The following is a 21,537-nucleotide window of genomic DNA, read 5'->3' on the forward strand; positions in this document are numbered from 1 at the left end:
ATGAAAGTTGCTATTTATGCACGAACATCTACTGAACTTCAAAGCACAGCCTCACAAATTGAATTATGTAGAGAGTACGCTATGGAACAAGGCTGGACTATAACAGGTATTTACGATGATCCCGGTATCTCAGAAGACACTAAGGAGCGCGATGGCCTCAAATTGTTCGCTACTGAATGCATGAAATACGATATATTGATGATCACAGGTGCAGATCGGCTTTTCCAAGATCCTGCCTTAACTGAAAAATTCCTAAATGACCTCGGGAACCCATTCATTCAGATCGTCATCGTCAAACAGCTTACAAAATAGGAGGTCAGTTATGAAAGCAGTTGTTTACACACGTGTATCTACCGCCAGCCAAGCCGAAGAAGGTTTCTCCTTGCAAGCTCAATACGAAAATCTAATTCAGTACGTCCGGTTGCAGAGCTGGGATCTTTTGCGTATCTATACAGATCCCGGTGTATCTGCAAAAGATTTAAACCGCCCAGGTGTAAAGGAAATGCTAGAAGACTTGAAGTCCGGAAAGTTTGATGCAATTGTAGTCCATAAACTGGATCGACTGACCCGCAACATATCTGACCTATACGATTTGGTAGAGTTGGTAAACAAAAAAAACATCAAGCTTGTATCCACAAGCGAAAACATAGATACTTCCACACCGATGGGGCGTATGTTCGTATACCTGCTCGGGATATTCGCCCAGATGTTTAGGGAGAACTTGAGTGAAGAAGTAAAAAAGGGATTGACTGAGCGAGCTGAACAAGGATTCCGTAACGCCTTCGCGCCCTATGGATACGAAATGAATGAAAAAGGCGAGCTTGATATTGTGCCTGATCAAGCAGAATTTATCCGCGAAGTGTTTCAATTGCTCATTGAGAAAAAGAATGGATACCACACCATTGCTAAAATACTAAATAAAAAGAATGTACCCGGTCTCCGCGGTGGTATTTTTCACGGGTCGACAATAGAACAAATTCTTAAAAATCATACGTACACCGGAAAGAATCATTGGAAGTTAAAAGATAAACCTGAGTCCGAAAGAATTATTAGGGATGCATCCCATGATGCCATCATTGATCAAGAAACATTTGATAAAGCACAAGACATTATAGGGCGTCGATCACGTGGAGAGTTGTCTCGGTCTAGTTACGACTATCCATTTTCCACAATCATTCGGTGTGATAGGTGTGGGGGGCCGTACCACGGCTTGATGATGCCAAAGATCGGGAATAAATACTATTACTATCGCTGCTTCAACAAACTACGTGGGAAGTGTGATCAGAGTGATCTGTCTGAATTAAAATTCGAACGAATGTTCTTTGCTCATTTTTCAATTGGTGATTTGGGAATAGATTACAAAGAGGTGGCCGTGACAAAGGATGATCCCGTTGCTGAACGAAAAAAGATTGAAAGGGACTTGGATCGGAGTGAGCAACGCAGAAAGAATTGGCAGTACGCGTTTGGCGATGGCAAACTTCCTTACGATGATTATGTAAAACTAATTGATGAGGAAATGGTACGCGTTCAAGAACTGCAAGTCCAATTGGAAGGAATACGCGAGGTGCCACAGGCCGTTTTATCTCGGGTTGAATTATGGGAGTCCGTTAAGCAGTTGCAGGAAAATTGGGGCTATCTGGAACGCGAGACGAAGAAGGATTTCATAAGTGCTTTGTTCAAATCAATTACAATTCTTAAAGTAGATAAGGTGTGGTCGATTACCGGAGTTGATTGGGTATAACTGTTCATACTTTTGTACACTTCGGTAAAGCTATTGCTATAATCACAAGCACCGCTACGATCAGCAAAATCTCCAACGTCCCGAGCCCATCCTCATCGCTCCAGAAATTCTGAATTCCTTTATTCACAACACTTATTTTCGTCATACAAACACTCTCCATCCTCATAGTAGTTGAACCATCGTATTTATAATTCATTTGCCTTTATTGCTCCATCATCAGGATTGCCGGTGCCGCTACCACAATCATGACGACCAGGAATATGAACACCATCGGAAACACCATTTTGGACGATGCCTCTTCTCCAAGTGTCTTGGCAATGGATTTTCGTTTTTCCCATAAAGTAAAAGACAGCTCCTTGAGTGACATCACCAGCTCATCACCACCTCTTTTGTAATTGAGCAGCAGTGTAGTTGTGAATAAGGATACCTCCTGAACCCCGCATCGCTTGTTAAAATCTTCCATTGATTTAGTGAAAGAGGCGTTCATACCGATTTCATAAGCAGCTATTGAAAGCTCCGTTAACAACGGACTTTTCTGTACATTTGGATTTCGCTCAATGCAGCGCATCAACGCCTTTTGCACAGTTTCTCCTGCATTTACAAGCAGTACAATTTGATTCACCATTTCCGGCAGATCAAGCAGCATTTGTCTTTTCTTCTTGAGAAGCTGACTTGCCAGATTTTTGTACAGGAGAAACGGTAAAAACAGTAAAAGCCCACTTCCATAAGCAAGCATTTCCGCTCCTACATCCGAAGCCCATCCAAGAAAAGTACTTCCTATGACGATCAGAATCGAATACGAAAGGATTCTGACAATAAAACATTTGGTACGAATCATAGCCGTCTTACTTCCGTATAAGCCAAACATCATATGGTGTATCTTCGAGATACTTTCAGGCAACCGATCGGCTACCCTCAGCTTGTCCATCAGCCACAACGACACAGGAGCAACAATAGTAGGCTTTAACAACACTTGGTGCTCCTTGACAAATCCCTTATACAGCGGGTTTGCCAGCATTAAAATCACTCCAGTGATTACAAGCTCTACACACAGCAAGGCCAGCATGTACATAGTCGATCATCACACCTTAATATTCATAATCATCTTTGTAATGCCAAAGCAGCCAAGAAGTATCAGTAATGCTGCGCTCATGATTAAATATCCCGTTATCCCTTTGTACATCGGTTCCATGTAGTCCGGAGAACTGAAGCTAAGCACGGCGATTACGATGACGGGTGCAAAAGCAAGTACTCTCGATTCAAAACGTTTTTGCGCCATCATGACCGCAATTTCCTGCTGAATATCCAGCTTTTCCTGAATGATGGAAGCCGTACGCCGGATGACATGAACCAGGTTGCCTCCCGTTCGCTTGCAGGTTGCAAATACTTCTGTAAATTGCTGAATATCATCAATCTGTGTCCGTTCACTTAAATCCTTCAGGGCCATTTCAATCGTTTCTCCATTTTCAATTCGCCGATTAATCGTCTCTAGCTCCTTCACAATGAGTGCCCGTGGATCCGGATACAGCAATCTTAAATCAACCAATGCTTCCTGGAATGCATTTTCAACCGATTTACCTGCCCCCAAGGCTGACGACAACGAAGCCAGTGCTTGCTTGAATTGCAATTGAAGCAGCGCCTTGCGTTTACGGATAAGATCTTTTCTACGGATTTTGGGATAGTAGAGTCCGACCAATGAGATCAATAATGCAGCAATCATATGCTGATAAAATACATAACCAATCCCACCCAAAATTCCCATAGCTATTACCACTGTAACGATTAATTCTGCCGAGGTCATCTCGTACACATTGTACTGGAGCAGTTGAGGACCCGTTGATACCTGTTTGGGTTTATTCGAGCGTCTGGAAGTGAAAAATATCCAAAGGCCACCGCCCAGCAATACTGCCACCACAATAAAATACAAGCCACTGCCTCCTTTCCATTGCAACCTTTTGCTTTGTTGCCTTGACTCGGTTTACAGAGCATAGCCCGACATAGCCAGCTTGTCCTGCCTAGTCAGCACATTACCGGTCGGCCTAAGCTCACCGATCACACGACCTTCCTTGTCATCTCCCCTTTCTACAAATTCAAACAACCGATTCAACTTGACCTCGCCCCCTTCCATGCCAATGATCTCACTGATCTCAGTCACTCTGCGCGAACGGTCACGAAGCCGCTGAAGATGAATCATAATATCAATGGCTGAACAGATCTGTTTGCGCACAACTTCAACGGGCAGCGCTGCACCGCTTAACACCATCGTTTCCAGTCGGCTGAGCATATCCGTGCTTGAATTCGCGTGGCCGGTTGAAAGAGAGCCATCATGCCCGGTATTCATTGCCTGCAGCATATCCAGGGCCTCTGCGCCGCGTACTTCTCCAACTATGATTCGATTGGGTCTCATCCGCAGCGAGGAACGGATCAAATCACGTATCGTGATCTCGCCTTTTCCTTCCGTATTGGCATTTCGAGTTTCCATGCGCACCAGATTTGGTACCGTTCGGATTTGCAGCTCGGCTGAATCCTCGATTGTAATGATCCTTTCATCGTCTGGGATATACTGCGACAAAGCATTAAGAAAGGTTGTTTTCCCTGAGCCTGTACCACCACCAATGAACAGATTGTATTTGGCTTTCACCAAATTTATCAGAAAATCAGCCGCTTCCTGGGTTAATGCACCTCTGGCTATCAAATTATCCAGTGTCAGAGGAGATTCTGGGAATTTACGGATTGTCATGGCAGGCCCTTCAAGTGCTACAGGCGAGAGCACCACATTGACACGTGAACCGTCCAACAGCCTGGCGTCCACGATAGGATTAGCCTCATTGACCGCACGATTTACCTTGGCAACAATCGCTTGAATGACGTCCTCCAGCTTCTCCTTGCTTTCGAATTTCACTTCTGTTAATCGGACACGACCCTCCTGCTCAATAAATATTTGATCGTGACGGTTAATCATGATCTCCGTAACCGCTGGATTATCAACCAAGGGCTGCAAAACATCCAAACCTCGAAATGAGTTAAAAAGTCTCAGTACCAAAGCGTGTTTTTGCCCGGCGGTCTGGTAGTGGTCAAAGGATAGCGCAAATACCTCCTGCTCCACCATATCCATAAGCTGCTGGTCCGTCACGGAATAAGTTAAATCGAGCTTTTCTTTGATCGTTTGTTTTAAGCCAGCGAAATCTTCATCCGACAGCATAGGTGTGTGCCTCCGCCCGGAATGAGGATAGTAAGGACAACTTGGAAAGCCCTTCACTGAAAACCCCTCTTACTTGCAAGGCTTCAACAGCAGCATGTGCTTTCCATTCCGGAATATAGGGCAAATACCCAGCAATCGCAACAGGCAAGGCTGAGCGGTCATTCAATAAATTTCCATTGAATTTATTCACGACTACATAAAGCTTACGTCCCCAATCCGCCTCATGATCATCTGGACATGAACGCAGCAGATTCATTAATACTTGTGTTTTGTCCCAATGAACTCGATCATCAAGCACTAACCATAGGACCTGGTCACTAATCCGCAAAGCAGCTTTGGTTCTGGGTTGAAGCGCTGAATCCAAATCAAGGATAATGTAATCGTAGGCTCCTGTTGCAAGCACCGAACGTATCAACGATTGTGTATCCTTATCTGTAATTTCCTCCATTTCTGCTGGCTCGCACATACCCGGAAAATAATCAAAACCCATAACCGGATGCCGTCTCTTATACAGCTCTACCTTTGCCGTCTGTAATTGTTCACTCGTTTTCCCATAGTACAAAATGCGCGATAAATTGTTTTCTTCCTGTTTCAAGCCGGCCTCCAGCCATGATAAAGAGGGCAGCTGTTCCAGGTTCAAATAAAATATCCGCTTCCCCTGATAGACCAGCTCTCGTGCCAAATGAGTCGCTGTGACCGTTTTGCCGCTGCCGCCAACTGTGGAGTACACGGAAATGATCTCTGCCGAATGATTGCCTCTTAATCTTGGGCTCGACGTATACTCATTAAAGTGTGAAATAATATGAGAAACAAACTGATTCAGCGGCTGGTATTTGCACAAGATTGGATATTCCATCACATCCGCAGCCACAGGAACATCGCTTAGAATGATCAAACAACCATGCTGTTGTTGAAAAACCCTTTCTGGAAGTGGCATAAAGCTTTCATGCACCAATAAAATATAGGGTTCTTTAGACCGCTCGATATAATCAAAGCCTTGTTCCTTGTTCGAAAACGTCGTAAACATAAACTTCTCCGCATGCTCAGAGGTACGAATATAGGAAGAACACATATCGACGAAATAATGATCTTCCTCCAACAAAACGAGTCTCATCTTTCCCATCCCTACATCTCCCCCTTTACTTGCATGATCCCACTGGCCACAAGGATAACCGCTACAATCGCCAGCACGATGGCAGCCTTCACCTTATTGTTAATGTGTGCCCCTCCTTATCCAAATACGAACGCAAAAAAAGCACTCGCTAAACAAGAAACTTCTTGTTTAGCGGTGCTTCCGCATTTGTTTTTCATATTTATGTTGATTATAGCACAATAAATGGTTTTTTCAACCCTTATATTGTAAATTTCATTTTTTACAGAATAGAGTCCAAGACCAAAAAATCCATCATTCAATAATTTGAATCAGCATTCCAAATAAATACTCCAATTCCTGGATCGAGATATCGAGAGCTTCGGCTTGCTGAGAAAAGCTCAGATTAGGACTTTCCTTGAACAATATTAACAAATCTATTAAACAATTTAAAGAAGGGTTCTCTGCTTCAGAGCTCTTTCTTCTGTAAGCTTTATGAGAACCGACCTGCTCAATAATTCCAAAGTCGATAAGTTTATCGATCCATTTAACAATGTCCGTGTGCGTTACATCAAGAAAATTAGCCATCACCTTATGAGGAAGCGTACAACTGCCATCCTCCAGGCTTTTGAGGTCTATGAGTTTAAGCAGCCTATTGTAATTTTCAATACGTACAATAAGAGGATCTACAATATCTGCAGTAAATAAAGTATGCATACATTCTCCATGATTTCGTAATTAATGACCTTTTTGAGCTCCTGCCAGTTCATGTTAGCCAAACAAAAAGCAGTGCCACAAGAGCTGGAAGTCCCTGAACAAGCAGAATCGACTTTTTGGCAGTCATTCCGCCGAAGATCGCTGCTACAATAACACATAAAAGAAAAAAGATTTGAAGTTCTTTTGCTACCTCTGCATGAGGGTGGAATAAGCTCCAAATCAAACCTGCTGCCAAAAAACCATTATACAGTCCTTGATTAGCCGCAAGTGACTTGGAAGCTTCCGCTACTGCCGGTGTCATGCCAAAAGCTTTTAAGCCCTTTGGTTTGGTCCACATAAACATTTCCAAATATAAAATATACAGATGCTCTATTGCGACTAATGCTACTAAAATTTTAGCAAAAATGATGACAGTCATCCCCCTTCCCACATTGTTAACCAGATAAGTCGTTTATCGGACCCGGAATCTTATTTGAACGGAGGTTGATTCGTTTCCTGCATGTAGCATATCGCTTGATCGTAAGCATCAGGAGTCATATAGTTAAGGGCGAGCGTATACTTATTGGATTGGAAAAACATCCGAACTAATGAACTGCTAGTTTGCATGTAAGGTGTGTACGGCGATAAATAAATCGTATCGGCTTCTGTTGAATTACGAACAAATTGCTCCAATTGGAGCTCATAGTCCAAATCAGTCGCATTGCGAATTCCCCGTATCACAACATCAATCTTGTGCTCATTAATATAATTGGCCACGATGCCTTCAAAAGGTACAATATGCGATCGCATATTATATTCCGCAGGAATCGAGAGTCTGACTAATTCCGTTCTTTGCTGTAGTGTAAAATAATGCGACTTGGCCCGATTGTTGGCAATAATAATATGTACTTCGTCAAATAAATTAAAAGCACGTTCAATAACAGACACATGTCCAAGGGTAATGGGGTCGAAGCTTCCTGCATAGACAGCTTTCATGAGTAGTCACTCCTTAGCACCTACAAGTCTTTTATTCTTTGTTTTAGCCCGAAGTCATCCGTCCTATTTTCCCATCTCTAATAAGGCAATGCCAAGCGCGTATGTAGTATCCATTTCTGTTTGTCAGGTCTGCGGCACGTATAAGAGGGCAAGTATGGAGATCGCCAATAAAATCGCGAAGGGCACGAGCAGTCTTGTTAACAAAAAATTTCCCATTATTCGCTCCTTACTTATAACTCCTCAAGACTTTCTTATCAAAAGTGAAGATGTACTTATTTCATATTTGTCACAGCCAGCTCCCATAGAAACTTAGGTTTACCATAACGATGCAGGACAGCTTCTTCTATGTAGGTGAGTTTCCATTGTTGAAACAGTTGTTCGAGTCGATCCTTATCAAAAAAACGTTTGCGGTGTCCCTCATGCTCATAGTAACCAGCTTCGATTTCCTTCCCCGTACCAGCACCAAAATTGACGTCTTTTATAGAATTCACTCTGCAAAGTAAATAACCATCTGATTGCAAAACACGCTGCAGTTCATTGATAATAGCTATCGTCGCTTCCCATGAGAAATAGTGCAGACTCAAATCGGCGATAATCACAATTGCACTATTATCAGCAAATGGCAGCGGCTCCAGCAAATTCACCGCCCGTGTATCCGCAAGCGGAACATGCTGCCGCACTCGCAGCAGCGCTTCCTCCGACCAATCACAGGAAATGACGTCAAATCCACGTTCAGATAGAAACAAGCTGTCACACCCATTTCCACAGCCAAGGTCAAGAACAGCCGTCTGTCGGGAGGCTTCCAGCAAATCCATATGCTTCACAAGCCAATCGTCATATACTGGAGGCTTATCTTCATCTTTGATGTTATAAATAGAGTTCCAGTTCGATAATTCGCCACTTCCTGCATACTCGTTTGCCATTCCGGGCCTGGCCCCCTTTATCCAGTTCGATAATCGTGCTCCAAACTTTTCATAAACCTGCTAAGCTTTGATGAAGAACAAAGTGAGCTCCTCACGGTTATGAAATAATTGCTTGGCCTTTTGCACAGTGAGATCCGGGGATAAATCGCCTACAAGCTCCCGAACCGTTTGAAAAGCTTTTTTGTGCATCAATTTTACCGTAATGATCGCCGTTCCACCTGTAATCAGTGCAGGTAGAAGACCTTTAATAAGCTTACCCATTTGTCTTGGACTCCAGCTCATATCACAAACAATCAACTCAAAGGAAGCATCCTGCAGCTTAACATCGGCAGCATTTTTTTGATGAAAGGTCAGATTCTTGTTTTTTAGCAAATCCTTATCCAGCTTGGCCGGATCGATTGCTGTCACCTTGATTCCGCGTTCCAGCAGCAGCGATGTCCAGCCACCAGGGGCAGCTCCGACGTCCAGTGCCGTCTTGTACTGTGTTAAATCGAGACCGAATACCTGCTCTGCCTCCAGCAGCTTGAACTTGGCACGTGATAGCTGACCCTCTTCTTTGCGATAGCGTATAGCACCGCCTGACCAATCAGACAAGTTGTGTTCCGGCTTGGAGACACCAATATAGGCAATGCCCGGAACCAAATAGAGAGACACGATAAATTCCGATCCTTTGGCAACAGGAACTGTTGCGTAGGTTTCCGTCAATATATGGTCAAGTGCCTGCTTATATTCACCTTGTGAAATGCCCGTCGTAAGCTCCTCGGTTTTACGAACCTGCACCGCAACCTTGCTCTGTGCGTCTAACTGAACAGAACGGATAGCCCACGACTGCAGCGAAGCCAATTCACCATCCCAATCAAACTCCGCGTCCACAGGCTGAATATGGCGAAGAAACATCGGCTCTTGCGTTGTCAACTTGAGAATAACTTCAGATTTGCTCACTGGAAGCTGGAAAAGAAAGATTTCGTTAGGAACGAGATGCGTAAACTTGATAGGCGATCCAAATAACCTCAGAATTTCCTCCTGTGCCTGCTGTCCATAGCCGCGATTGGCTGTACCGATAAAAGCGCTGCTTTGCAGCTCATCCACACTCATTCCCCAAGCACCTTAATCCAGGGACGGCCCTGAAACCATTCAAGAGTAACCGGAACCTGAAATGCGCTCAATAAATTCTCTTCATTCAATACGTCTTCCTTACGGCCAGAAGCCACGAGCTTGCCATCATCAATCAAGGCAACATGCGTGAACATCGGCATAATTTCCTCGATATGATGCGTGACGTACAATACGGTAATATTTTGCTTGCCAAGCTGATTAACGGTTTCAAGCAACCGCTCACGCTCAAACAGATCCAATCCCGAGCAAGGCTCGTCCATGATCAGAATGGAGGGGCTTGTCATTAATGCCCGGGCCAGCATCACCTTTTTGCGTTCCCCTTGAGAAAGTGTGCCCAGTGGCTGTTCAGCTAGATGTGAAAGACGAATCTCATCCAACATCCCTAGTGCCTTCGTACGTACTTCAGGCGATATTTCCTGATAAAAACGCAAAAAAGCATACTCGCCGGTAGCAATGACCTCCCATACGGGATCAGCTGGATTCAGCTTCTCATATAGAGATTGACTGATGTATCCGATTTGTTTACGTACTTCTCTTACATCACATTGACCATAAAGCTGATCCAGAACCTGGACCTGCCCAATGCTTGGGAATTGATATCCGTTAATCATCTCCAGAATCGTCGTTTTGCCTGATCCGTTTTTCCCGAGAATGACCCAATGTTCACCTGCATGTACCTGAAGCTCAATATTCGATAAAATCGCCCGCTCCTCGCGGATAAAATGTACATTACTTAATGATATCACGTGCTGCATAATACAAGATCACAACCTATTCTTTGCTGTATTGGCAATGGTTTGAAGCGTATCGTGAAGCATCGGTCCGTTAACCAGCTTAACGCTTTCCGGCTTGCTCCGGTATAAAAGCTGATGCATCGCCTGTTTACCGCTCCAACTGGAGGTATGTAAATAAATTTCACGAGGAAACCGCTGAGAAGAAGCCAGAAAACTGGCTACCTGCAGTCCGGTTGGTTGGCCCCATCCCAGATCAAAATCAAGAGACAGGACGCCAACCTCACATTCCTGGAGCAGCAATATACATTCCTCGGCATTGTGGGCAGCTACAAAACCGGTAGGGCACAGACGTACGTCGTCCAAAAAAACATGAATGATAGCAATCACCCTCCATAGAATCTCTATGAGCAGCATGGTATGGCATGACCGTGTTCCTCCGAAACTACCTCATGCAAACATTGTATAATATTTTCGCAGCCTTGTAACGCTCCCAGGTGAAAATACACGAATCCGTAGTCTATATATTTCCAAATAAAGTCTATGTTATGCCAAGAATAGAGCTTATCCTCGTTTAAATCAAATTATCCATCGTCAGATCAAGATTTGATTCTGATCCAACCTGACTTCGGATAATTGTCCTTTTCTTATCCTTTGTCAACTGATTGTTAGCTCTAGCGGACTTTTGTCGTAATCGTTGGATGCGCTTCTCCAAATCTGCGATACCACTTTCTTGCCCATGTTCGAGTGATTTTGTTGATTGACGTTTTCCAGTTGACCTAGCACCTCCGCCCCCATAGGAACGCTTCAAAGAATGCTGCCGCCATGCTTTGTCTAGTGCTTGCTCGGCGTAGGACAGAGCCAGCTCATACTGCTTCTCTCGATGCTCATAATACATGGACAATTCGACATAAGCATCCAATGAAGCGGTCGTACGTTCTTTTCTGCGCTCCACATACAATTCCCACAAATCTCGTGCTGCTGTATAACGGTGTTGCTGCTTATACACCTGGGCTAGCGGCAGTAAATAATCGTCAGCTCCTTGCTCTACTACTGTTTCTGAGACTGTAATCCGCTCGGCCAGACACTCCAGTGCTTGCTCTGACATCCATTGCTGGTTCAGCTTGTCCAGCCATACACCAAGCCGATACAGCTCTTCCAAGCCCATATCCTTAAAATTGCTTTTCCCGCTCAAAATCCTTGCAAAATGAATCGATAAACCCGCCAACGATAAAATATCGAGTTCATTATGAATAAATACGCCCTCGACAATAGAAACCTTTCGTTCTGCCAAATATTGAAAATACAGCACAGGAGCGAGGGCGCCTGACACATCATCCTTACGCACAACGCCAAGCCGTTCCTCCTCTACCTTACCCAACCGACATGATGGCAGTGTATGCTTCCACAAACTGCGCGATGGATATAAAAAGTCAAAGTGTCCAGCAATCGGGGTATCAAGCTGCATACGGTTCAATATATAGCGATTCTTAATGATCGGCCAATCAAAAGTTTTGCCGTTATACGTTACCAAATAAGGATGCTTGGCTATTTTCTCATGCAGATGATGGAGCATACCCAGTTCCTCACCCGGATCACGAATAAACATCTGCTCTACAACAAACTGCTCTTCCTCATAAAAACCGATACCGATCATAAAAGCCACGTTCCCCGTACCAATCCCAAGACCGGTTGTCTCCGTATCTAGATAAAGCAGTTTCTCATGAGTAAGGCCATCCTGCTCCTCTGAAGTCTCTGACTCAGCTCCCAGCAGATGTAGCAGCTTATCGGACTGTCCCAACAGCTCGCTCAACGCGTAACGCCCATGTTTGGCCTGCTGGTCATAGCGACGCCGTCTCATCACAAACGAGCCCCATTCATTGTGTTCCATATGAGCGTCAATTTCCGACCATTCCGATGTCGGGGCAGAAGCATCCGATGCAGCAGCGAGCTTCGCTTGGCTTCCCGATGATTTGTGGCGCAGCAGTCTATCACGAAGTCCACTCATTGAGATACCTCCAACCGCCGCAGCAAGCTGAGTGAAAGCTGCTTACCCATCAATCCAACCTCTTCAATGGGTCCGACACAGGCAGGACAGCCGCTAAGACATTGGCAGTTTGAAATAAGCCGCTTCGCTTCAGCTATTAATTCACCATGGACGTCATATAGTCGTTCACTCAAGCCCACACCCCCAGGATAACTATCATAGAAAAATATCGTTGGCAGCTTATTGTGAATAGCACGTACCTGCGGCACTACGCGAATATCCCGTGGATCACACATCAAATAAAGCGGTGCGATATGCACCAGTACATTGGATAAGCCGAGCAGCGCAAACTGCATATCATTAACCGAGGTTTCCGCTGAGGCTTGTTCCGAAAAGGTAAACCAATATGAGCTGGTGTGCAGCTCCTCCTCGGGCAAATGAATCGGTCCTGAGCCAATATTCTCGTGTGTCCGCAATCTGATTTTTTTGAAAATAGTTGGTTTCGCATTCAAAGTCACTTCGCCATAATTACGATGCAGTCCATGCTCCTCCACTTCGCGGTGTACATGAAGCACCTTTAGCTGGACGGCCATACTTGCGTCTGTAAAATAATCTACATTAACCTGGCGTACGAACGCTTTTTTCTCTTCATAGTCAAGCTTTTCTACCTGGAACTGAATGCCCTCATGGATATATATAGCTTCTTCATGAATCATAGTCGGTGCACTGAATCGATCCACTTCTCCAATAACCCGCGTACCATTAGTCATGTCTACAATGACAAAGTTTTCCTGAGCTGCGGAGCGTAATGAAATATCGTGTGCGGGAAACGACTGATCCATCCAATACCAACGATTTTTCACAAGATGCAGGATATGCTCCTCTGTCAAAAATTCCAAAACATCCTTTAAAGATTCACCGCCAAATTGCTCTCCCTCTTCAAAAGGAAGCTCATACGCCGCACATTTGACATGGTCAACCAAAATGATCAAGTTATCGGGATGTATTCGCGCCTGCTCTGGTGGACGTTCAATAAAGTATCGCGGATTCTGAATCATATATTGATCGAGGGGATTACTGCTTGCGACCAGAAACGTGATGGAGCTTTCCTGCCTCCTGCCTGCTCGACCGGATTGCTGCCAGGTGCTGGCAATCGTCCCCGGATATCCGTTAAGCACGCATGCCTGCAATTGTCCGATATCGATGCCCAGTTCAAGCGCATTCGTACTGACAACTCCGCGAATCTCCCCACTACGCAATCCGCGCTCGATCTCTCGTCGCAGCTGTGGCAAATAACCGCCGCGATAGCCGCGAATCGACTTGGTGCCCAGCTCATGCTTGGTCAGGTCCTGCAGATAGGTAAGCAGCAGTTCTACGCGTACACGACTTCTGGCAAATACGATCGTTTGTACACCTTGCTTGAGCAGCATGCCTGCTATTTTACGAGTTTCCAATACGCTGCTCTTCCTTATACCCAACTGTTGATTTACTACAGGCGGATTATAAAAAACAAAATGCTTTTCACCAGCCGGAGCTCCGTTGCGGTTCACCAATGAAACCGGTTCGCCGATTAGACGCTCGGCGTGCTCCTGTGGATTATCAATGGTTGCCGATGCACATATAAATTGTGGCGAGGATCCGTAGAATCGACAAATTCGCTTCAGCCTTCGAATCACATTGGCTACATGACTGCCGAATACGCCCCGATACGAATGTATTTCATCGATTACGATATATTTAATATTTTCGAATAGCTTAACCCACTTGGTATGGTGAGGAAGAATGGCGGAATGGAGCATATCCGGATTGGTCACAACAATGTGACCCGCATTCCGAATAGCCTGCCTCACCGTCGGAGGCGTATCCCCATCATAGGTGTGTGTCTTGATATCTGCTCCCATCCGGTTTACGGTTTCCTGAAGCTCCGATACCTGGTCTTGAGCCAATGCTTTGGTCGGAAACAAATAAAGCGCACGTGCGCTATCATTATTCAGTATTTCCTGTAAAACCGGCAGGTTATAGCAAAGGGTTTTACCGGATGCAGTTGGAGTTACAGTAACAACATGATGGCCTGCTGCTGCCTCACGAAACGATTCCGCCTGGTGCGTATACAGTCCTTCAATCCCTTTGACCTTCAGCGCAGCTAACAAAATCGGATGAAGCTCAGGCGGAAATGCATCATACATCGGATCACGCGGTGGAATCGTATGCCAGTATGTAACCTGAGACATCAGCTCTGGAGTATTTTTCACTAATTGGATCATTTCATCTATGGAATCAACCTTGCCGGTTAATGGGTTCATGGGATTCAAGCTCCTCATATAAAAGCCGGATTGTAGTAGCTTATATTATAGCGAATGTACGTTCTTATATCAATTATTTGTTTAATATTTATTTATCCCAATGCGCACATATAAAATAGCCCTGAACGGAATATCGTTCCGCCAAGGCCAGAAATTGAGCTTTTCAACAGTCAGAGTCCATATGTCATCTGTGTCTCTACGACCTATATTCACGCTAATTGCGATTTCATAGCAATCTCCTTTTCTTGTAAACCACTCGTAGCAATGAATTTCCCGAACTTACCAAGCGGTTTCTGACCTTTCGATTCGAAAAGGCAATATATAGGAGGCAGCCAAGTAATAGGCATCCCCCCCAAACAGTGAAGATAAATGAAGTAAAAACGCAGGAAATCATTAACAACCACGAACTCTTCTTAATTGTCCTTATAGGTCGGTTGATTAGAATCATTTCTCCAATTATGATAAACCATCCCTTTCCTTGTTTGTGTGATTCTCTAAATGGCTCAGATCGTCCACCTTGCTCGGCAGACTCTGTTTGTTGGAATAAAAATTAATAATGTCATCAATGGTCGAAAATACGACACTAACATTCGAATCGTTTGTATTTATTTTGATAAAAACCGCTTTTCTGATGTGGTCACATCTTTATTTAATAATAGCATGTGGTGGTATTTTACTTACTCATACTTGATGTCCGCTAATGTATCGGTTAAGATAAGAATATCATGTCCGCTAATGTAAGTCAAGATTTGGAGGCTTTGCTAATGATTAAGACGACCACCATTTCGGAACAAGGGGAGCAGACGATTCAAGATTTCATACACACTCTCACCATCCACGAGAATTTGAATCCCAAAACACTAAAGGAATACGCAAGCGACTTGAAACATTTTATTGGTTGGTTTGAGAACACCGAACACCAAGAGGAAGTAGTTGTATTTCACATTGAAGATGTCGCTACTCCAACATTGACACGATACCAGGAAGCCGCTCAAAAAGTAATGGAATTGAAACCGGCGACCATTAATCGGCGGCTTATAACACTGAAACGTTTTTTTGAGTGGGCTGCGTCGGAATCCAGGATTCGCCGTGATCCTTCAAAGCCGGTCAAATTGATTCCGGAAGAAAAAGTAAGCCCTCGACAGATGACAGACAAAGAAGAAGCTGCATTGATAGCTGCGGCTGAGCATGGTGGTTCTCTTCGGGATCAGACGATTCTTATCCTGATGTTTCATACCGGTTTACGAACAATGGAAGTGTGCGACCTGGCTCCTGGAGATATTCAAATCGGAAACCGCAGCGGCCAGCTCACGGTCCGATCCGGAAAACGGAATAAACAGCGGGAAGTACCTTTGAACGCTGCTTGCAAAGCTGCTTTAGAAAAATATTTGGCAGAACTCCCTCCGGACAGTCCTTATCTGTTTCCATCGGAGAAAACTGGCGATCGATTAACAGAACGTGCTTTGCGTCATTTGATTCAAAAATATATGAAAGCAGCTAGTCTCGAAGGATTGAGCTCCCACGATCTTCGGCACCGGTTCGGGTACGTGATGGCAGAGAACACGCCATTGCAACGCTTGGCGCAAATTATGGGACATGGTAGTTTGGGTACAACGATGATTTACGTCAAGGCAAATCGTGCAGATTTGCAATCTGAAGTCAAAAAATAGTATGGCAATGAGGGGATGAGAATGATATATCCGAGAGTAAGGGAACTGTTAGCTCCGAAGGAACGGCTGCAAGCTTAGAATATAAAAAAAACGCCCTCGATTCCGATAAAGGATGAGGGCTGTTCTCAATATATTGGCAAATATGCATCATTCTATAAGTTCAAGTTCATCAAGAGCAATAGTAAGTTTTAACGCAGCTTCTTTGCATTCTAATAATGCCTTTGTGACTCTTTCATCTGCTTTATTTGCCTTTAAAACCTTACACTTATTTAAAACATCAGCAGTGAGTGCTGCCATTTCGGCCGCGGCTGTGGCTTGAAATTGCTTTTTTATAGATTCTTACCTTAATTCATATGCAATTCTATTTGCTTCGTCAGCCTCTTTTCTAGCTCTGTTCATTAAAGTTATCAGTTCATTAAACTCTTCATACATCTTTAGTTTATGTCCCCCCAATTCTTGAGTGAAGATTAATGAAGGAATTATTTTCCAAAAGAGTAGAGGCCCATAAAGCGCGGCAAAATATTATACGCATGGAAAATCGCGTTAAGTATTACGAAGAAGATTCCGTATTTGCTAACTAAGGTAAATACTTAGGTTATTCAAATACTCAAAAAAGTATTGGATACTGAATGAGGAGAATTCTAAAGCTTGCTAAACTGAATACAAACCTTACTCCCCATTCATTTAGGCCACCCCTACAAGCTAGCTCGCTGAAGCTGGCGTGAGCTTAGAAGCAATCATGGAACGTCTTGGTCACCAAAACGACAGTACTACCAGATCCATTTCTTCACAAAAGTTCGCAGCACTCATGGATTCAATAAAATCAACCGATTACAGCAGGTCAGAAGAATCATCATAATCGTAGCGCAGTCCATCATGCTCTGCCTTTTGCAAGTAAGTACCGCCACTGAAGGCCGCAGCTGAATTGCTTTGCAGCTTGACTAACACTTCACGAAACTGCTGCGCTTTTGAATCGTTACCTCCCATGCTCATGGCCAGATGCAAGGCTTGTTCGATTACTGCAATATCGTGACTTGTAAAATCCATGCTGCAGCCCCTCCTGAGAGTAGTTTTTCACCTGAACTAGTATATCCCAAATCATGATCAATATGCCTAATTTCATGATGAAACGCGAAGTATTTTTTCGCGCTCCAGCTTCTGTTCAACTTCTTCCGTGAAATCGATTTTAAAACGTTCTTCTACATTGAACCAATAAAACCACTGCTCAGGGTGTTTGCGTATAACCGATTCCATATAACGATTGAGTAGTTGAGTAGCTTCAGACCGCTGAGAGCCCAGATAACAGGCATATAAATGCAGCGGCTGCTCGAATGTAAGACAGTGCTTGAATCCCTGATCTCTCCGTCCATAAAAGGGAATGATCGGTACACGTTGATCTATAGACAATAAGGCTGCACCCTCAGGTGTACGACTTTTTCTTCCAAAAAATTGAGATTGTGGAAAGGTAGGCCGCCAAAAATCTCCCAGAATGAACACAACCCCATTGCTCTTCAGATGCTTTTTCAGCTTACGAAGCAGCAGTAAAGGCGGGGTACGATCATAATCCAGGCCTTCACAGCCCATCAATTGAAACTGTTCGTAAAGGGGCCGCAGTTCAGGACTTTCGGCAGTAGCTATCGTGAGACAGTTATACTTTTGACTGAGGTACCAGTAGTAATAAAAAAAGTTCCCCTCATGTGGAGCGTAGATGATAGCACCTCGGCCAAGCTGGAGTGCCTCTTTAAGATGGTCTTCACCCTCAACCCGAAACCGCCAGGATTCACTGCCCTCCAGATATTTGGACTCCACTATGATTTCGTAAAGTGTGATGACCAAATTCCGAAAAAACTGATGGCGGATACGTGTTAACTCTTCTGCACTTCGATCCTTCAGCAATGTACTCAGGTTAGCCTCTACCTTGATACCCATTCCCTTGCTGAAAACTGACAGCTGCAAAATAGCCGCTGCGCATCCGAGCAGCATTAGCATACAAGATTTAGGTATCCATCTGCTCCATGCAGCCATTTTTTGTATCAATAGATGATTTTCCGTAATTTTACCAATCCAGTCATACATATAGAGGATGCCTCCCGGTTTACGATTTATTGATTAAGAAAATGCTTTTTATATTTACGAGCCAAGCGATCCTTTTCCAAAACAATGAAAAAATCTACCGTCTCAAACAACTTGTCGTAAGCTGGATCGCCTCCTATCTCTGCACCCAAGTATTGATAGCCCTTCATAAGCGGAGGCAGCTTACGGAATATTTCTTTTTCATTGAGTTCGCTTTGTATCTGCTGCAGACCTTGAATACGATGAGATTCCAGTGGTTGAATTCCGTAACTGTCAGTAATAACCTGCTTGAAGCGCAGCATGCTGTAGATGGTATTGAGATCCTCCAGAGAATTCACATGCATACTGGCACAGCCGATTAAATACTGATAATGATGCTCAGCGATATATTTGGCTATTCCTTCCCACAGCAGGTGAATCGCTTTACCACTTCGATAGGCAGGGGCAATGCAGCTGCGTCCCAACTCGAGCGTATGCGGTTTGTGCTCCTGAAACGATCTTAAGTCGAACTCTGTTTCCGAATAAAAGCCAACACCCGCCAATGCGCGTAAACCAGGCAAAAGCCTGTAAGTCCCCACAATTTGTTCCCGTTCCAAATCCGTTATAATCAAATGATCACAATACATATCATACGCATCCTGTTCCAAGCCACTTTCATTCAACATCTGCATATTCTTTTCCTCTTCTACAAACACCTGATACCTTAAACGCATGGCTTGCTCGATCTCCCATGAATTGGAAGTTACTTTCACAGACAAATTAGTTAGGGGAACAGGATTAGCTACAACTGGAATCATCATCAACACGCCCTTCTTCAAGAAAGTTGGTTTAGTGATATCCATAGCGTAGCAAAGAATTATTAAGTTGACGTTTGCGTGTTATGAATAATTTGTAAGGTTTTCGGGCAAATAAAAAAACCTCAAATCAATGAGGTTCTTCAGATAAATGCTAATGCAGCCAACTATATAGAGGAATAAATAATAGCGAAGTTATGATGGCAGCTGCTCCCATTGAAAATCCACTAATACTGCCTTGAAGCTCGGAATCTCTTATAACCCTCGCAGTTCCGATTCCGTGGGACGAGGTACCCATAGCCACCCCTATGGATATGTCGTCACGAACACCAACCAGCCGCAGCAGACTTCGTCCAAACATACTTCCGAACAGTCCGGTCAGTACCGTCAGTACAGCCGTTAGCTCGGGAATACCTCCCGCCTTACGCGAGATTTCGAGTGCTATCGGTGACGTTACTGACTTCGGCATCATGGTCACCATAAGCTCTGCCGTACCACCAAGACTCCATACCAGAACACCTGACAGCAGTAGAGCAGCAATGGAACCTATTGTGATTCCACTCATGATGGCAACAAGACTGGAACGGATGCGTCTAGCATTTTTATAGATCGGAATACCCAAAGCAACCGTTGCAGGTCCAAGCAGCAAAACCAGGAAATCACCACCAAGACGGTACGATTCATATGGAATATGTGCACACAGCATGAATCCTATAATAAGACCTGAGCTGATAAACAGCGGGTGAAGCCATTTCCATTGTTGATTTAATCGGAGAGCTATCGCGTAAGCAATAACTGATAGTGCTAATCCGAACATAGGCTGCTGCAGAAAGTCATGGAGACTCATTGCTTTTCTCCTTTCCCTTCAGGAGCTTGACACTCCAGCCTGTAATCATAAGAACTCCAATCGTGCTTACAAATAAACTTACTAGCAATTGAACCGCATTGGCTCCGATATACGGAAAGAAAACCATCGTTCCGACAACAAAAGGTATAAAAAATAATAGCATATGCTTGATTAAAAATTCCCCTGCTTCTTCCACCCATTCAAGTTTGATGATCTTAAAAAAAAGGCTCAATGTAAACAATATGAGCCCTATCACATTAGCCGGGATGGGAACCTGTAATCCGGTTTGAATCACCCATCCCAGTACATAATATCCAATTAATATAGAAAACCCTAACAATTAGTATCCCTCCGAAAGGCAGCTATAGCATATTGGAAACCAACAAACAGTTTACTTTACAATTTATCAAAAGCTACTTCTGGCTCGGTTTAACCCGCGGCACCTCATAGCTCCAATGGTCACGCGCCAAATAAACTTCGTCAAATATTTGTTGGGCCTCCCCACTCAAAAGGGCAGCCTCTTCCTTCTGATAACGTGAGCTAATGTGCGTTAAAATCAAAGCATGTGCGCCAGCATCTCGCGCTGTACGAGCGGCATCCACAGCTGTCGAATGATCGTAGGCAACAGCCAGATGCTTCTTACTCTCCGCAAAGGTTGCCTCGTGAACCAGTACATCCGCATCACGAGCAAGCTCCAATGAGTATTGGCAGGGCTGTGTGTCACCCAGAATGGTCACGATTCTTCCCTGAACATCAGGTCCGATATAATCCTTTGCCCTAAGTATTGTGCCATTCTCCAAGGTTATATCCATTCCCTGCTTGATTTTACCGAACAAGGGTCCTGAATTGATTCCAAGCTCCTTCAGCTTATCCGCTTGCAGGCTGCCTTTTTGTGGTTTCTCTACGATCCGGTAGCCATAGCTCTGAACCCGATGGACAAGTGGAGCGATGTACACCTCAAATTGCTTATCTTCAAACAACAGCTGCTGATCCACGGGTCCGAACTCAACAATCTTAAGCTCGTAGGTTAAATGAGCCTGACTTACAGCCAAAGCAGTGCGGATAAATAACTCCGTACCCTCAGGACCGTAAACAGTAAGCGTGTCATCGCCACCTTGATAAGAACGGCTCGTTAGAAGTCCTGGCAGACCATACAAATGATCCCCATGCAAATGAGTTATGAACAGCTTCTCCAGCTTGCTCGTCCGAATGGGTGAACGCAGAATCTGTTGCTGCGTCCCTTCTCCGCAATCGAACATCCAATAGCTGTTGTTTTCCGCCAACAGATTCAGAATGATCGAAGACACATTTCGTTCCTTCGAAGGCATACCTGCTCCTGTACCGAGAAAGTATATTTCCAAGCTCATC

24 protein-coding genes are annotated in these 21,537 nt (G+C 44.3%); 3 read left to right on the plus strand and 21 right to left on the minus strand.

Translation table 11 applies throughout. From position 1 onward, the window contains the following. Nucleotides 1–312: a recombinase family protein gene (locus OB236_RS38250; protein ID WP_262688718.1), complete on the plus strand. Its 312-nt coding sequence runs from the start codon at nt 1–3 to the stop codon at nt 310–312. Between the two features lie 10 nt (nt 313–322). Next, nucleotides 323–1,741 (plus strand): recombinase family protein, encoded by a 1,419-nt coding sequence (locus OB236_RS38255; protein WP_262688719.1) that lies wholly within the window; start codon nt 323–325, stop codon nt 1,739–1,741. A gap of 4 nt (nt 1,742–1,745) precedes the next feature. Here the strand turns inward: OB236_RS38255 and OB236_RS38260 are convergent, their stop codons facing one another. The 14 genes from OB236_RS38260 to OB236_RS38325 form a co-directional block, all read right to left on the minus strand. Next, nucleotides 1,746–1,886 carry a Flp1 family type IVb pilin gene (locus OB236_RS38260; protein ID WP_262688720.1) on the minus strand — a complete coding sequence of 47 codons (141 nt, stop codon included), beginning with the start codon at nt 1,884–1,886 and terminating at the stop codon, nt 1,746–1,748. A 57-nt stretch (nt 1,887–1,943) separates the two neighbouring features. Next, a complete protein-coding gene (locus OB236_RS38265; RefSeq protein ID WP_262688721.1) occupies nt 1,944–2,759 on the minus strand; it encodes a type II secretion system protein in 816 nt (271 codons plus the stop codon). Nucleotides 2,760–2,822: 63 nt separating this feature from the next. Beyond that, a complete protein-coding gene (locus tag OB236_RS38270; RefSeq protein ID WP_262688722.1) occupies nt 2,823–3,668 on the minus strand; it encodes a type II secretion system F family protein in 846 nt (281 codons plus the stop codon). 51 nt (nt 3,669–3,719) lie between these two features. Further along, a complete protein-coding gene (locus OB236_RS38275; protein ID WP_262688723.1) occupies nt 3,720–4,943 on the minus strand; it encodes a CpaF family protein in 1,224 nt (407 codons plus the stop codon). Further along, the gene (locus OB236_RS38280; RefSeq protein WP_262688724.1) at nt 4,930–6,066 is read right to left on the minus strand and encodes an AAA family ATPase; all 1,137 of its coding nucleotides are present in this window, start codon (nt 6,064–6,066) and stop codon (nt 4,930–4,932) included. Before OB236_RS38280 ends, OB236_RS38275 begins: the two co-directional genes overlap by 14 nt. A 282-nt stretch (nt 6,067–6,348) precedes the next feature. Next, nucleotides 6,349–6,750, minus strand: a complete 402-nt coding sequence (locus OB236_RS38285; RefSeq protein ID WP_262688725.1) for a hypothetical protein — start codon at nt 6,748–6,750, stop codon at nt 6,349–6,351. Nucleotides 6,751–6,799: 49 nt separating this feature from the next. Further along, entirely contained in the window at nt 6,800–7,168 is a 369-nt protein-coding gene (locus tag OB236_RS38290; RefSeq protein WP_262688726.1) for a DUF1304 domain-containing protein, read from the minus strand. A gap of 50 nt (nt 7,169–7,218) precedes the next feature. Beyond that, the gene (coaD, locus tag OB236_RS38295; protein WP_262688727.1) at nt 7,219–7,725 is read right to left on the minus strand and encodes a pantetheine-phosphate adenylyltransferase; all 507 of its coding nucleotides are present in this window, start codon (nt 7,723–7,725) and stop codon (nt 7,219–7,221) included. A 272-nt stretch (nt 7,726–7,997) separates the two neighbouring features. Then, nucleotides 7,998–8,648, minus strand: coding sequence for a class I SAM-dependent methyltransferase (locus OB236_RS38300; protein WP_262688728.1), 651 nt, complete (start codon nt 8,646–8,648; stop codon nt 7,998–8,000). Nucleotides 8,649–8,708: 60 nt separating this feature from the next. Further along, on the minus strand, nt 8,709–9,743 hold the full coding sequence (locus OB236_RS38305; RefSeq protein ID WP_262688729.1) for an SAM-dependent methyltransferase: 1,035 nt from the start codon (nt 9,741–9,743) through the stop codon (nt 8,709–8,711). After that, a complete protein-coding gene (locus OB236_RS38310; RefSeq protein ID WP_076228543.1) occupies nt 9,740–10,519 on the minus strand; it encodes an ABC transporter ATP-binding protein in 780 nt (259 codons plus the stop codon). The genes OB236_RS38305 and OB236_RS38310 overlap by 4 nt, the downstream gene beginning before the upstream one ends. Before the next feature lie 9 nt (nt 10,520–10,528). Further along, on the minus strand, nt 10,529–10,876 hold the full coding sequence (locus OB236_RS38315; RefSeq protein WP_262688816.1) for a cyclic-phosphate processing receiver domain-containing protein: 348 nt from the start codon (nt 10,874–10,876) through the stop codon (nt 10,529–10,531). A gap of 193 nt (nt 10,877–11,069) precedes the next feature. Beyond that, on the minus strand, nt 11,070–12,503 hold the full coding sequence (locus tag OB236_RS38320) for a ribonuclease H-like domain-containing protein (RefSeq protein ID WP_262688730.1): 1,434 nt from the start codon (nt 12,501–12,503) through the stop codon (nt 11,070–11,072). Further along, on the minus strand, nt 12,500–14,785 hold the full coding sequence (locus tag OB236_RS38325) for a DEAD/DEAH box helicase (RefSeq protein WP_262688731.1): 2,286 nt from the start codon (nt 14,783–14,785) through the stop codon (nt 12,500–12,502). Before OB236_RS38325 ends, OB236_RS38320 begins: the two co-directional genes overlap by 4 nt. Before the next feature lie 764 nt (nt 14,786–15,549). On the opposite strand from OB236_RS38325, the gene OB236_RS38330 reads away from it, so the two are divergent. Beyond that, a complete protein-coding gene (locus tag OB236_RS38330; RefSeq protein WP_262688732.1) occupies nt 15,550–16,455 on the plus strand; it encodes a tyrosine-type recombinase/integrase in 906 nt (301 codons plus the stop codon). A 147-nt stretch (nt 16,456–16,602) separates the two neighbouring features. On the opposite strand, the gene OB236_RS38335 is transcribed toward OB236_RS38330, so the two are convergent. From OB236_RS38335 to rnz, 7 genes are all read right to left on the minus strand, one after another. Beyond that, nucleotides 16,603–16,752 (minus strand): hypothetical protein, encoded by a 150-nt coding sequence (locus OB236_RS38335; protein ID WP_262688733.1) that lies wholly within the window; start codon nt 16,750–16,752, stop codon nt 16,603–16,605. A gap of 534 nt (nt 16,753–17,286) precedes the next feature. Continuing rightward, nucleotides 17,287–17,502 (minus strand): hypothetical protein, encoded by a 216-nt coding sequence (locus OB236_RS38340; protein WP_076228538.1) that lies wholly within the window; start codon nt 17,500–17,502, stop codon nt 17,287–17,289. A gap of 72 nt (nt 17,503–17,574) precedes the next feature. Then, entirely contained in the window at nt 17,575–18,531 is a 957-nt protein-coding gene (locus OB236_RS38345; protein ID WP_262688734.1) for a lysophospholipid acyltransferase family protein, read from the minus strand. A gap of 26 nt (nt 18,532–18,557) precedes the next feature. Then, the gene (locus OB236_RS38350) at nt 18,558–19,328 is read right to left on the minus strand and encodes a GNAT family N-acetyltransferase (protein WP_262688735.1); all 771 of its coding nucleotides are present in this window, start codon (nt 19,326–19,328) and stop codon (nt 18,558–18,560) included. Between the two features lie 148 nt (nt 19,329–19,476). After that, nucleotides 19,477–20,169, minus strand: a complete 693-nt coding sequence (locus OB236_RS38355; protein WP_262688736.1) for an LrgB family protein — start codon at nt 20,167–20,169, stop codon at nt 19,477–19,479. Next, nucleotides 20,156–20,509, minus strand: a complete 354-nt coding sequence (locus OB236_RS38360; protein ID WP_262688737.1) for a CidA/LrgA family protein — start codon at nt 20,507–20,509, stop codon at nt 20,156–20,158. Before OB236_RS38360 ends, OB236_RS38355 begins: the two co-directional genes overlap by 14 nt. Before the next feature lie 73 nt (nt 20,510–20,582). Then, nucleotides 20,583–21,530: a ribonuclease Z gene (gene rnz / locus OB236_RS38365; RefSeq protein ID WP_262688817.1), complete on the minus strand. Its 948-nt coding sequence runs from the start codon at nt 21,528–21,530 to the stop codon at nt 20,583–20,585. Nucleotides 21,531–21,537: the final 7 nt, after the last annotated feature.

It is taken from the genome of Paenibacillus baimaensis (assembly GCF_025567575.1).